This window comes from Lysinibacillus antri (assembly GCF_003977595.1).
In the GTDB taxonomy this organism is placed as follows: domain Bacteria; phylum Bacillota; class Bacilli; order Bacillales_A; family Planococcaceae; genus Ureibacillus; species Ureibacillus antri.
On the sequence record NZ_RYYR01000002.1, the window covers coordinates 146,848 to 160,798 of the forward strand.

10 protein-coding genes are annotated in these 13,951 nt (G+C 37.0%); 4 read left to right on the top strand and 6 right to left on the bottom strand.

The features are described 5' to 3' along the window. Position 1 precedes the first annotated feature (1 nt). From EK386_RS02445 to EK386_RS02455, 3 genes are read left to right on the top strand one after another with little or no spacing between them, the layout of a single operon-like run. The gene (locus EK386_RS02445; RefSeq protein ID WP_126657424.1) at positions 2 to 634 is read left to right on the top strand and encodes a GNAT family N-acetyltransferase; all 633 of its coding nucleotides are present in this window, start codon (positions 2 to 4) and stop codon (positions 632 to 634) included. A gap of 16 nt (positions 635 to 650) precedes the next feature. Further along, entirely contained in the window at positions 651 to 1,298 is a 648-nt protein-coding gene (locus EK386_RS02450; RefSeq protein ID WP_126657425.1) for an acetoin utilization AcuB family protein, read from the top strand. Then, positions 1,298 to 2,455 (top strand): acetoin utilization protein AcuC, encoded by a 1,158-nt coding sequence (locus EK386_RS02455; RefSeq protein ID WP_126657496.1) that lies wholly within the window; start codon positions 1,298 to 1,300, stop codon positions 2,453 to 2,455. Before EK386_RS02450 ends, EK386_RS02455 begins: the two co-directional genes overlap by 1 nt. Before the next feature lie 449 nt (positions 2,456 to 2,904). Here the strand turns inward: EK386_RS02455 and ccpA are convergent, their stop codons facing one another. Together ccpA and EK386_RS02465 are read right to left on the bottom strand one after the other, a co-directional pair. Then, positions 2,905 to 3,900, bottom strand: a complete 996-nt coding sequence (gene ccpA / locus EK386_RS02460) for a catabolite control protein A (protein ID WP_126657426.1) — start codon at positions 3,898 to 3,900, stop codon at positions 2,905 to 2,907. 308 nt (positions 3,901 to 4,208) lie between these two features. Further along, positions 4,209 to 5,294 (bottom strand): bifunctional 3-deoxy-7-phosphoheptulonate synthase/chorismate mutase, encoded by a 1,086-nt coding sequence (locus EK386_RS02465; RefSeq protein ID WP_126657427.1) that lies wholly within the window; start codon positions 5,292 to 5,294, stop codon positions 4,209 to 4,211. A 171-nt stretch (positions 5,295 to 5,465) separates the two neighbouring features. Here EK386_RS02465 and pilM point away from each other — a divergent pair, with 171 nt between their 5' ends. Next, on the top strand, positions 5,466 to 7,622 hold the full coding sequence (gene pilM / locus EK386_RS02470) for a pilus assembly protein PilM (protein ID WP_126657428.1): 2,157 nt from the start codon (positions 5,466 to 5,468) through the stop codon (positions 7,620 to 7,622). Between the two features lie 514 nt (positions 7,623 to 8,136). On the opposite strand, the gene EK386_RS02475 is transcribed toward pilM, so the two are convergent. The 4 genes from EK386_RS02475 to EK386_RS02490 form a co-directional block, all read right to left on the bottom strand. After that, positions 8,137 to 8,598 (bottom strand): YtxH domain-containing protein, encoded by a 462-nt coding sequence (locus EK386_RS02475; RefSeq protein WP_126657429.1) that lies wholly within the window; start codon positions 8,596 to 8,598, stop codon positions 8,137 to 8,139. 25 nt (positions 8,599 to 8,623) lie between these two features. Beyond that, positions 8,624 to 9,091, bottom strand: coding sequence for a DUF948 domain-containing protein (locus tag EK386_RS02480; protein ID WP_126657430.1), 468 nt, complete (start codon positions 9,089 to 9,091; stop codon positions 8,624 to 8,626). A 152-nt stretch (positions 9,092 to 9,243) separates the two neighbouring features. Next, positions 9,244 to 10,560: a UDP-N-acetylmuramate--L-alanine ligase gene (murC, locus tag EK386_RS02485; RefSeq protein ID WP_126657431.1), complete on the bottom strand. Its 1,317-nt coding sequence runs from the start codon at positions 10,558 to 10,560 to the stop codon at positions 9,244 to 9,246. Positions 10,561 to 10,821: 261 nt separating this feature from the next. After that, positions 10,822 to 13,704, bottom strand: coding sequence for a DNA translocase FtsK (locus tag EK386_RS02490; RefSeq protein WP_126657432.1), 2,883 nt, complete (start codon positions 13,702 to 13,704; stop codon positions 10,822 to 10,824). Positions 13,705 to 13,951: the final 247 nt, after the last annotated feature.

The window sequence follows — 13,951 nt, forward strand, 5'->3', positions numbered from 1 at the left end:
AATGAAGCATACGAAAACCTATCACAGTATCGAAATAGAAACGAGGCATGGGTTAGTCAATGTTGAAGGTCCCGTTTCTTCTGAAAAGTTAGAACAATATGATTTTCATGATGATTTAGTAGCTTTTAGGCCACCTCAGCAGCAAAAAAAGGCTTTAGTAGAAATTGCAAAACTTGAAGAAGGCCGTATCATTATCATTCGAAATAATGAAACCGTTGTTGGATACGTTACCTATTTGTATCCGGATCCTCTCGAAAGATGGGCTGAGGATCCTATTGAAAATATGATTGAACTTGGGGCTATCGAGGTTATCCCCGATTATCGTGGAAGTGGTGTAGGAAAAAAACTATTACAAGTCTCTTTTATGGATGACGCAATGGAAGATTATTTAGTCATCACTACGGAGTATTATTGGCACTGGGATTTGAAGGGAACTGGCTTAAATGTTTGGGATTATCGTAAAATGATGGAAAAAATGATGCAGGTTGTAGGCTTTGAATATTACGCAACCGATGATCCCGAAATCACTTCTCACCCGGCAAATTGTTTAATGGCTCGTGTAGGTAGCCGTGTAGAAAGTGACACCATTGAACGGTTCGACAAGCTCCGTTTCAGAAACCGATTTATGTATTAGCTAGGAGGACATTGTAATGATTGTGGAAGAAATTATGAATAGTGAAGTGTATTCACTATTGCCAACGAATACTGTAAATGATGCAGTAAAATTGATGCGTGAAAAGAAAATACGCCATTTACCGATTGTCGATGAAAATAGAAGCGTAGTAGGAATTGTGACAGAATATGACATAAAAAATGCTCTTCCTTCTTGTTTAATAGAAGAACAAAGCTCTGCCGTCAATAGTACACCCATCGAAAACATTATGATAAAGGACCCAATTATCGGGCATCCACTTGATTTTGTGGAAGAAGTTGCTGTTACTTTTTACGAATCTAAAATTAGTTGCCTTCCAATTGTATCTGGTGGACAACTTATTGGTATTGTCACAACGACGGATTTATTATATACGTATATTGAATTAACAGGTGCCCATAAGCCATCATCAAAACTCGACATACGCGTATCAGATAAACCGGGCACGTTATTAACCATCACAACAATTATTAAAAAGCATAAAGCAAATGTATTAAGTGTTTTAGTTTTTCCTGATTCTAAAAACGAAAATAGTCGTATTCTAAGTATTCGAGTTCAAATGATGAATCCTCTTTCAATTATTAATGATTTACGAAATGAAGGCTTTGATGTACTTTGGCCACATCTACCAGGAGTCGATTTATGATTAAAAATGCAGTATTCGTTTATTCACCAGAACAACTCGACTATAAGTTTTCAGAATCACACCCATTTAATCACAAACGACTATTACTCACGATGGACCTATTAAGAAAAATTGATTCCATAAGCGACGACGATATAGTTCCTGCAAGAATGGCCACAGATGAAGAAATTGCTCTTGCCCATGATGAAAAATATATTGATATTGTAAAACAGGCTGGTCATGGTCTGCTCACTCCTGCGCAATGTGAAAGCTACGGCATAGGTACAGAAGACACACCAATATTTCCAAATATGCATGAAGCTAGTAGTCTATTAGTAGGCGGTACCCTTCAAGCGGTAGACTATGTCATGCAAGGGAAAAGTCGCCATGCCTTAAATTTAGGCGGCGGCTTGCATCACGGTTTTCATGGTAGAGCTAGTGGATTTTGTATTTACAATGATAGTAGTGTAGCAATCAAATATATGCAGAAAAAATATAATGCCCGTGTCTTATATGTGGATACAGATGCTCATCACGGTGATGGCGTTCAATGGACTTTTTATGACGATCCAAACGTATGTACATTATCCATTCACGAAACAGGGCGCTATTTATTTCCTGGCACCGGCAATGTAACCGAACGAGGCAATGGACAAGGATACGGTACGTCATTTAATTTTCCATTAGATGCTTTTACAGAGGATGAAAGTTTTCTAGAGGTTTATGAACAAGCGATGCGCGAAGTGTTTGAATTTTTCAAACCTGATGTGGTTTTCACACAAAACGGTGCAGATGCCCATTATTTTGATCCTTTAACGCATTTATATGGAACGATGAAAATCTATCAAGAGATTCCGAAACTTGCCCATAAGCTTGCCCATGAATATTGTGACGGTAAGTGGATTGCGGTAGGCGGTGGTGGCTATGATATATGGAGAGTCGTACCGCGCGCTTGGAGCCTCATTTGGACGGAGATGAATGATCTGCCCTTACCAACAGGCCCACTACCAAAAGAATGGCTAGAAAAGTGGCAAACCGAAGCTCCGGTTCCCTTTATCCCAACTTGGGAAGATCCAAATCCACTTTACGAAGCAATACCAAGAAAAGCAGAAATTGAAGAAAAGAATGCACAAATGCTTACGAAAGCATTACATATAATTCGAAATGAACGGAAATAACGAAAAGTAAAAGGCGCTCGCCCAGCTCCAAAATATTGTATTTAAAAGGCTAGTGGTTTCCCATTCAGATAGACGCATATCCAAGGCATAGCTCCAGCTAACAAATAATAAAAATAATAGGATATAACTCGTTTTAGTAGCATCACTCAAATTAAGAAGACGCGGCCTACCACTGTAAGCCGCGTACTATATCCAAAGAAATTTAGTAGGCACTATCATCTGTGAGCGGGCCTTACACAAAGCACAAAGACAAGCCGTAGAGACAACTACAAGTTGGCTCTGCGGCTTGTGTGCTAAGCCCGCTCGCCAAGCAATTCTTTTTAAGACATTTATTTAGTATATTTTAAAGTGCTATCTACAGACCGAAATTTATTATTTACTTAGTGGCAATAAAAAAGTCGTCTCAACTAATGATTGAGGCGACTTTTCCATTTAATATTTATCTAATTTTATTTTACCGAATTTCGTATTTCAATTCGATGTGGAATAATGATTTCTTGATTCTCAATTTCTTCTTTATTCATTAGTTTCGTCAATAACCTCATTGCCACAGCACCAATATCGTATAGCGGCAATACCACACTCGTTAATTGAGGGCGAACCATGCGGGCAAGCTTCGAGTTTTCAAAACTAATCACTTCGATTTCCTCTGGTACATGTTTCCCGTTATCCTGTGCACCATGGATAATTCCTATAGCCAACTCATCACTTCCTGCAAAGAAAGCTGTCGGTGGTTGTTCAAGTGCGCTCGCTGCTTCCCATGCTTCCATTCCACTATCATAAGAACCCTCTTCTGGAAGAATCAATTGTTCATCAATTTCAATATTAGCATCTGTTAACGCCTTTTTATAACCATTTAGTTTATATTTCGAAACGGTATTGTTTAATGGGCTTGATACAAAAGCAATTCGCTTGTGCCCATTGTTAAGTAACATTTGGACAGCTTCATAGGATGCTTGAAAATAGTCAATATTAACGGAGGCAAATTGATTTGATTCATCGACTGAACCGGCAAGTACAATAGGTACTGGGGAATGGTTCATCGCCTGATGGATATTTGACGTTATTTCATCACTCATCATGACAATACCATCTACTTGTTTGCTAAGCATTGTGTCTAGCAATGTTATTTCTTTATCCTCATTTTGGTCTGAATTAGCTAAAATAATATTATAGCGATACATCGTGGCTATATCCTCGATTCCACGTGCTGCTTCCGCATAAATATTGTTTGAGATATCCGGAATAATAACTCCAACCGTTGTTGTTTTTTTACTTGCAAGTCCACGAGCTACAGCATTAGGACGATATTCTAAACGTTCAATTACTTCTAATACTTTTTTTCTTGTAGCTGGTTTGACGTTTTGATTTCCATTAACTACACGTGATACCGTTGCCATTGAAACATTTGCTTCACGTGCTACATCATAAATCGTTACAGTCAAAGGATATGCCTCCTTTTTAGATATTCTTTTTTCATCATACGACAATTCCTATTTCTATTTCAATATAAAGCATTATTTGTCTTAAAGTTTACAAATAAGTATACATCTAGTTAACAAAATTTACCACAATAATTAATCAATTACGCCTCGGCGTAATTGCGTCCAGATTTCGGACTCGTGTTTACACGAGTCCACTCCTTTACGAAATCTATGACATCCGCCTTGGGCTTTATCTTCATTCAGTCGGGGTTTGAACCCCCACTGAATGAAGATAAAAAGCCGACCAGTATACTGATCGGCTCGAACGTTTACGCTTTTAACTCATATTGCTTCATGAATTTTTGAATTTCATCATAGAAAGCATTGAATTGTGGAATATCCATTTGTTGTTGTGAATCGGATAATGCGACAGATGGATCTGGATGTACTTCAGCCATTACCCCATCTGCACCAATTGCGATTGCAGCCTTCGCACATGGTAATAGTAAATCGCGACGACCTGTAGAATGCGTAACATCCACAAATACAGGTAAATGCGTTTCTTGTTTTAAAATAGGAACAGCAGAAATATCTAACGTATTACGAGTTGCTTTTTCGTAAGTACGAATTCCACGTTCACATAGCATGATATTTTCATTACCTTTAGACATAATATATTCAGCCGCGTGAATAAACTCGTCAATTGTAGCTGCTAAACCACGTTTTAATAATACCGGTTTATTTGTTTCACCAACAGCCTTTAATAATTCGAAGTTTTGCATATTTCGTGCACCAATTTGAATAACATCAACATAATCTAATGCTTCTTCAATATGAGCAGGTGTTACAATTTCAGTGATTACTGATAAACCATATTCTTGAGAAACTCGTTTTAAAATTTTTAATCCTTCTAATCCTAATCCTTGGAAATCGTAAGGAGACGTACGTGGTTTATATGCCCCACCACGAATAATTTTTAAACCTTTTTCTTTAATAGATGCTGCTACTGCTGCTACTTGTTCATAGGATTCTACTGAACATGGACCGTAGATGAATGTTGGTGCACCTGCTCCGATTTGTTCTCCGTTTATTTCAATTACTGTATCTTCGGATTTTTTCTTACGAGATACAAGTAATTCTTTTTTCTTATCCGCCTCTAATTGTTTAAGAGCCGTTTTAAAAATTTGTTTAAATATATAATCGACCGTCATTTGGTTTAACGGTCCTTTATTGTTTGCTTTTAATAAATTTAACATATGTCGTTCACGAAGAGGATCGTATCGGTTAACCCCTTGCTTTTCTTTTATTTTACCAATCTCATTGACAACCTCAGCACGTTCGTTAATTAGACGTAAAATTTCTAAGTTTAAAGCGTCGATTTGGCTACGTAACACTTCTAAATTTTGCTCACTCATTCCCTTTTCCCCTCTCCATCGTACCGACTCTTTCAGAACACTGAATTTTGTGATACATTTTAAGTTAATAAACACATTATAATAAAGAATTTTCAGAATGTCACGCATTTTAATTTAGCGCTTCAACTCGCTAAAGTGTTTTAGTATATCTTTCGGAAGGGAAGCGGTTACATGAGTTCTAAACTATTTGCTCTAGATATTGGTACACGTTCAGTTGTAGGTATCATTTTAGAAGAGCAAAATGATCATTTTCATGTGGTAGATATTATCGTAAAAGAACATAAAGAACGTGCTATGGTCGATGGTCAAATACATAATGTTTTATACGTAGCAGAATTAATAAAGGAAATAAAACTAGAACTTGAAGAAAAACATGGTCCTTTAACAAAAGTGAGTGTCGCTGCTGCAGGGCGTGCGTTAAAAACAGAACAAGCTAGTATCACAGTGAATATTCGAAATCGTCCCATTTTAACGGAAGAAGACATTAGTCGACTTGAATTACAGGCTGTTCAAAAGGCGCAAGAGAAGTTACTTCAATATAAAGATGATGTCAAATTAAGTCACTATTATTGCGTAGGCTTTTCTGTTCTTTATTACAAACTGGACGGCGAAGAAATAGGAAGTCTTTTAGATCAACAAGGAGAAGAGGCAACGATTGAAGTTATCGCGACATTTCTACCGCGCGTTGTTGTAGAATCCCTCATCGCAGCGTTAAAGCGAGCAGATTTAGAAATGGAAGCTTTAACCCTAGAACCCATTGCTGCTATAAACGTGTTGATTCCACCCACTATGAGAAGACTTAACGTCGCCCTTGTGGATATTGGTGCTGGAACAAGCGACATTGCTATAACAGACAAAGGGACAATTGTAGCTTATGGAATGGTTCCAACTGCTGGCGATGAAATAACAGAAGCTTTAAGCGATCACTTTTTACTGGATTTCCCCATTGCTGAAATAGCAAAACGCCAATTAAATACAGAAGAAACGATTACAATTCAGGATATTTTAGGTTTTGATCAAGAATTGTCAAAAGAAGAAGTATTACAAGCTGTTCGACCAGCAATCCACACTTTAGCCGTAGCGATTGGTGATGAAATATTAAGATTAAATAACAACATATCTCCAAAAGCCATTATGTTAGTAGGTGGAGGTAGTTTAACACCGAATTTAACTACAGAACTTTGTGATGTTTTGCAAATCCCTGCTAATCGTGTGGCAGTACGTGGTTTAGATGCCATTCAAAAGTTAACAAGAGAAGAATCAATTCCTGCAACACCAGAGCTCGTTACGCCGATTGGAATTGCCATTGCCGCAAAAAAAGCACCTATTCAATACATGACCGTAACAGTCAATGAACAAATCGTTCGGTTATTTGAAATGAAAGAAATGACCGTTGCCGATGCATTTTTAGCTGCAAATATTCGCGCAAAGCAATTATACGGCAAACCTGGACAAGGCATCTCTATTACAGTCAATAACCAAGATATTTTTATTCCTGGTGAGCATGGACAAGCCGCAACGATTCTTGTTAATGGTGAAGTGGGCTCTACTAAAACAATCATCCATCATGGAGATAGTATTTCATTAATAGAGGGCATTGATGGAACAGATGCAAAAGCGACTGTTCGCGATATTGTAGATGGTGCTTCTGTTAAAACGGTAACGATCTGTTCCACAATGTATATTGTCGAACCAAAAGTAAAAGTCAATGGAGAAACGACACCGTTAGATTTAGAATTGAAAGATCGAGATCATATCCAAATCGAAACCGTAGAAACAGTTGACGAATTATTAAAAGCCATTAATCGGTTAGATTTACTGCATAAATTACAATCATTTTTCGTACACATCAATGGACAACCTATGTTTTTACCAGAATTCAGTGCAAAATTATTCATTAATGGCAAGCTTGGTAAACTTCAATACCCAATTCATAACGGGGATACGTTAACAATAGAGGATGCATCCTTACCAACTGTTCAAGCAATTGCAAATAATTTAGATCTTTTACTGGAAGAAAAAGTGGTGGTAACCTTCCAAAATGAACGAATTGAATTAAACAAAGTATGTCGAGAAGTTTTAATTAACGGGGTCGTGGTGCAACCAACAACGACCGTATTAAATGGATCGACACTACAAATAGTCGAAAAAGATACAAATCGCTGGATCTTCCAAGATGTCTTTAGATTCTCAAATTGGCAAATACCAACCAACTTCAAAGGCCATTTTACAATACTAAAAAACGGAAATCCTTCCTCCTTTGATGAAGAAATATTCGGTGGCGATCAATTACAGATTATTTTGTCTGAATATCCGGAACAAATTTAAATTTGCCCAAGCACTTAACTATGAAGTGGGATTCACTTTGCTTTCCACGGGCTTGGCTTCAGCCTCCTCGTCGCTACGCTCCTGCGGGGTCTTCAGCTCAAGCTGTTCCCGTAGGAGTCTACGTGAATCCCACTTCAAAAAAATAGATTTTAAAAAAACTGCTTTTTCAGCTATATCTTATAAAAATAACGATATAGTAATTTATTTACTAAACTGTTTTTCCATGGACCTTTTGATAAACATACAGTAGTACACCCAAACTAAATAGGCGCGGCCTACCACTGTAAGCCGCGTACTATATCTAGAACCCTTTAATGGTATTAACTAATGTGAGCGGGCCTTTCACAAAGCACGAAGACAAGTCGTAAAGACACGTACAACGTGGCTTTGCGGCTTGTGTGCTAAGCCCGCTCACTAAACAATACTCTAATAAGAATAACCATTAAAATCTCCCTAAGATATCTTTTAACAACAAAAAAATGGCCTGTCCTAAATAGGATAAGCCATTTTTTATTTAGATAGAAGATGGTCGTGCAATTTCCGCCATATCTACACCTTCATATGTGTCTTCTAACGGTTCTTCACCTTCATAGTTAACCGTACCATCATCAAAAACAGGTGGTACTTTCGTAGTTTTCGCCTTCACCTTATCCACTAACTGAGTAGATTGTTCCTTTAACTGATTCGAAATTTGGACTGTCTTTTCCTTCGCAGTAGAAGAAAGTGTGACACTTCTATCTTTCAATTGGACAGCCTGTGTTGCCACATCACTGCGTAAATCTCTTCCTGTTTTAGGCGCTAACAACATACCAGCTGCTGCTCCAACAATACCACCAACTAAAGCACCAATAACAAAATCTTTCATATTTAAAGTATCCTCCTCGTAAATCGCATCATGAGTTCCTGTATATACTTGAGGTAAATGTTGCATTACTTCATTTTTTACTTCGTTATAATTTTGTTTTTCCCCGCTCATTCGTTCATCCCCTTTGTATAATTATTTATTTCTTCCCTCGCATTTTCGATACATTTTCTTCTTCAAGTTCATCTTGATTAATTACTTTTCGCTGTTTCCATTTTTCAGCAATGTCCATCGCCACATTACTCCATTGTACAACTTGTGCGATCTTTTCTTCATTTTTACTAACTTCTTTTGTAATGGATGAAGTAATTTGGTTAATGGAATTGTTCAAACCTGTCACGGAAGTACCGATATTTTTTACTGCATCTACAACGGAATTTAACTTTTCAGATTTTTCCGTAATGTCTTCAGCTAATGTATTTGTTTTAGCTAAAAGGGAGGTTGTCTCACGCGTAATTCCTTCCATTTGCCCTTCAATTCCCGCAACTGTTCCGGCAATACTATTCAATGTATTTTTTAGCGAGAATAATGTCATTCCTACACTTATACAAAGAACTAAAAACCCAATAGCTGCAATAAGTGCGGCGATATATAATACGATTTCCATGATGATAAACCTCCTGCGCCTTGTTTAGTTTATTATTCGACAAAAACATGGTAAATCCTCTTTTAATAATGAAAAACAGAAATGATTACCTTTAGTTCTTTTATAAATCTATCTTTCCCAATTGCTTAGAAAAAACAGCCTAAACTTGGCGTTTAAGCTGTTTTTCCACCATTTTTCAAACTATTTTCAAACGCCTCTTGATATTTATGAACATCACCTGCACCCATAAACAAGAATACTGCATCTTGATGATCTTTTAATACTTCGACTTTTTCTACCTGAATCACTTTACTATCTTCTATTAGCTTTGCTAAATCCTCAATCGATAAATCGCCTTGCTTTTCACGCGCTGAGCTAAATATATCGCAAAGGTAAATGGCATCTGCCTTTTGTAAGCTATCTGCAAATTCTTGAATAAAGGCTTGTGTGCGGCTAAACGTATGCGGTTGGAAAATAGCTACAATTTCACGATCTGGGTACTTTTGTCTTGCTGATTGAATTGTCGCATTAATTTCTGTTGGATGATGTGCATAATCATCTACAAGTACAGTATTACCAACTTTTGTTTCTGTAAAACGTCTTTTTACACCTTTATACGTATTTAATCGTTCTTGAATGATCGTAGCAGGTACACCTTCGTAGTGGCATAAGGATATTACGGCTAATGAATTTAACACCGTATGATCTCCGTATAGCGGTATGAAGAATTTTTCATAGAATTCATTTCGTACATACACTTCAAAAGTTGTACCGTCTGTTGTTTTTTCTACATTACGAGCTGCAAAGTCATTATGAGCACCAAATCCATAATAGACGACTGGGACATTTGCTTGTATTTTTTGTAAATGTTCATCATCACCACATGCAATAATTGCCTTTTTTACTTGTAAAGCCAATTGTTGAAAGGCAGAATACACATCCTCTACATCTTGGAAGTAATCTGGATGATCAAAATCAATATTTGTCATTATCGCATAATCTGGGTGGTATGCTAAAAAGTGACGGCGATATTCACAAGCCTCCATCACAAAGAAGGCTGCATCCTCTTCTCCCGAACCTGTTCCGTCCCCAATTAAGAAAGAAGTTGGCATAAACCCTCCAACAACATGACTCATTAACCCTGTTGTTGACGTTTTCCCATGAGCCCCTGTAATGGCAATAGACGTATACTTTTTTATATAATCCCCTAAAAATTTATGATAACGAATAACTTCTACACCCATTTCTTTTGCACGTACGATTTCTGGGTGCTCATCAGGAAACGCATTTCCTGCAATCACAGTCATTCCTTCTTTAATATTTTCTGCATTAAAAGGGAATATATTGATATTTCGGTCTCGTAAAGGTTTTTCTGTAAAGTAATATGTTTCAACATCCGAACCTTGCACTTGTTCTCCAGAGTCAAATAAAATTTGAGCAAGCGAACTCATACCTGAGCCCTTTATTCCAGTAAAATGATAAAATGCCATAATTAAAAACCTCCCGGGATCACTTAATCCCAATAAAATAAACTTCTATATACGTGGCTAACCCCACAATTTATGAAAGGAAAGAGAAATTGAATTATCAATTGTAATTTTAGTTAGTTTGTGCCATTTTTTAAAACCTACCCCATTATAGCACTAATTTTAAAAAACAAAACACGTATAAATTGAATAATTTTCCCTTCTATTCATCGAAAAAAAATGAGAGGGACCCTCCCCCTCAATGTAATCTTGATAAGAAGTAAACTAATCAAATAAATTAGATAAGTCCGCCTCTGTAATGAACACTTCCCTCGGCTTACTTCCACGTTGTTCGGAGATGAATCCTTGACCTTCTAACAGATCAATTAAACGTGCTGCCCGATTATAACCAATATGATATTTTCGTTGGATAGAGGATGTAGACGCTGTGCCTTGTTCATAGACAAAGCGACAAACTTCTTCAAACAGTTCATCTTGTTCCTCAATCATTTCTGTTTTCTTCAACAATTCATCCTGCTGGAAGAAATAATCTGGCTCCCCTTGCCCGCGAACATGTTCAATAATTTCTTCTATTTCATCATCGGTTACAAATGTCCCTTGTAAACGAATTGGCGCACTCATGCCATTACCTAAATAAAGCATATCCCCTCTTCCAAGAAGTCGTTCTGCACCTTGGCTATCTAAAATCGTTCTTGAATCGACTTGTGAAGAGACCGCAAATGCAATTCTTGTCGGGATATTCGATTTAATTAACCCCGTTATTACATCCACTGAAGGGCGTTGTGTTGCAACAATTAAATGGATACCACAAGCTCGTGCTTTTTGTGCAATACGACAAATCGCTTCTTCCACATCAGCAGGCGACATCATCATTAAATCAGCCAATTCATCAATAACAATTAATATATACGGTAGTTTGTGACCATAATCTCCATTCGACTCTGCTAATTTATTAAATCGTGGAAGGTCACGAACGCCTGCATGGGCAAATAATTGATAGCGTCTTTCCATTTCCTCAACTGCCCATTTTAATGCTGCAGTAGCCGCTTTTACATCTGTAATAACTGGGCTAACTAAATGCGGGATATGATTAAATGGTGCCAGTTCGACCATCTTTGGATCAATGAGCATGAGTTTTAATTCATGTGGGTCTGCTTTATATAACAAGCTGACTAAAATGGAGTTAATACATACGGACTTCCCTGAACCAGTAGCACCCGCAATTAAACCATGGGGCATTTTACGCAAATCAATTGTAACTGGCTTTCCAGTTAAGTCGAGTCCCAATGCTGCCTCAAGCGGGGATTCAGACTCAATGAAAGATTCACTATTTGTTACTTCCGATAACTGAACTGCCCGTGAAATCCGATTTGGTATTTCAATGCCAATCGAACTTTTCCCTGGTATCGGAGCTTGAATACGAATATCCTTCGCAGCTAAAGCTAATTTTAAATCATCCGCCAAATTCCGAATTTTACTTACTTTTGTACCATGACCCACTGTAATTTCAAATTGTGTAACGGCTGGACCTTGCATAATGGATTCGACTTGGGCAGTTACTTGGAAATGGGATAATGCTTCTACTAAGATATCAGCCTGTGATTCCATCCATTCATAATCTTGCGTTTTTTCTTCCGGCGGTGATAAAAAATCAAAGGATGGTTTGACATAGCGTCGGACCGGTTTTCCCTCTATTTCTGCTACAGGAGTCGATCCATTTTCATGTTGAATTATTTCAACAGGTTGCTTGTCGCTTATAGGTTCACTACCAGTTTGATTTTCATTTTGTAATGTTTTTTGTTCTTTTTCTTCTTCTGCCAATTGAGTCTCATCCACATCGGATTCCGCTACGTTAATTAATTTTTCAATACTATTTGAATGACTAGAATTTCCCTTAATATCATCATTATGTTGCTGCAGTTGTTTTTGTGCTAATTTTGCTGCGTATTTTTCTTTATCGGATTTTAACATTAGTACGTTAAAAGGTAAGATACCACCCTTTTGCACTTCGTTTACTTCTACATTGTTTAATGGTTCTTCATCATTTTCTTCTTTTACATTTTCAACAACTTCTTCCACTTTTTCTTCAACAATCTGTGGATTCACGATTACATGCGGACTTGAATCTAAGGTTAATTCTGTATGTTCTGTAGCTTGGTCATTTACGTCTTCATCATTCACCAATTTTTCTTCTACTATTTCAGCTGTTTCCTCGATTAGAATCGGAAAATCTTCAACTTTGCTGTAAAGTTCCTCTTTTAGTTCAATTGGTCGTTCCTCTATTTTTCCTTCGTCAATCTCTTCAATCTCTAGGATGAAATTGCCTGAAATTTTTATAGGTAATGACGCGCTTTCATCTACTTTTTTAGGCTTGTCCTCTTGTGTTATTTGGCTCTCAGTAGGATTTTCTGCAGGTAACGATGCCTCTTCAACCACTTCAATCACTTCAGCCGTAGCGGCAATTTCTTTAGAGGTTTGTTCAATCTCCAATTGAGCCTGATTCTCTATAGCTTGTTCATTTTGTGTTTCTGTCACACTTTGTTGAACGTCTAATTGACTCTTTTCGTTCTCTACATGATCTTGCTTTTTTGATAATAAATCATTTATATTACTAGGTTTATGAAAGCCATAAATTGGTGACGGAACATTAGTAGGAACAAATCTTCTTTTACTTACCTGTACACTTGTTGTTTCCTTTTGTTGTACTCGGCTCGTTGATTTAGTTTCTATTTTATGAACAGGTGCTTCTACTTTCGGTTTTTCACTTTTTCGAATTGGGGATGGATAGGTTTTTACGTCTGTTGATCGCCCTTTATTACGTTGTCGGTTTTCTAATAGTTCGCGTAAGCCAGATGATTCTACATCATACACTTTCGACGTTGCGCCTTTTTGATAAAAATATGATTCCTGTTGTCTATTTCTTTTTGTTGTTTCTTCATATGTTTCGATTACATCGGTTTGTTTTGGTGGAAGGTCCTGTCTTACACTTACACCATCTTCAATTAATGGAAAACGGAAACTGGAACGCTTTTGTTCTTTGGTATGCTCATTAATTGGTACTTCGTCAAATTGTTCTTCCTCGTAATATTCTTCCTCTTCTATATCACTACTAAATAGTTTATTAAACTGTTTCTTAAACCAATTCAATTTATATCACTCTTTTCTATTAAACATGACATTTGCATTTATTAAATTATATGTATGTTCGTTTCATAAATTTACTATTTTCTATCGTCTTCTATTAAATTTCAACTATATAGCAAAATAATACCACACTTACATTGCAATATTATAACAATGATGCGACATTTCCTTAAGAAAAGAGTCATTTTCCAAATTTAGTCCATAAAAAAGGAGCCATCCAAAAAGTCATTTTGGACGGCTCCTTTGCGAC

Bases quoted from the DNA above. Each gene is read 5' to 3' on its own strand.
- EK386_RS02450 (WP_126657425.1), top strand. From the start codon at position 651: ATGATTGTGGAAGAAATTATGAATAGTGAAGTGTATTCACTATTGCCA.
- EK386_RS02480 (WP_126657430.1), bottom strand. From the start codon at position 9,091: ATGGAAATCGTATTATATATCGCCGCACTTATTGCAGCTATTGGGTTT.
- EK386_RS02465 (WP_126657427.1), bottom strand. From the start codon at position 5,294: ATGAGTGAGCAAAATTTAGAAGTGTTACGTAGCCAAATCGACGCTTTA.
- murC (WP_126657431.1), bottom strand. From the start codon at position 10,560: ATGGCATTTTATCATTTTACTGGAATAAAGGGCTCAGGTATGAGTTCG.
- EK386_RS02445 (WP_126657424.1), top strand. From the start codon at position 2: ATGAAGCATACGAAAACCTATCACAGTATCGAAATAGAAACGAGGCAT.
- pilM (WP_126657428.1), top strand. From the start codon at position 5,466: ATGAGTTCTAAACTATTTGCTCTAGATATTGGTACACGTTCAGTTGTA.
- EK386_RS02475 (WP_126657429.1), bottom strand. From the start codon at position 8,598: ATGAGCGGGGAAAAACAAAATTATAACGAAGTAAAAAATGAAGTAATG.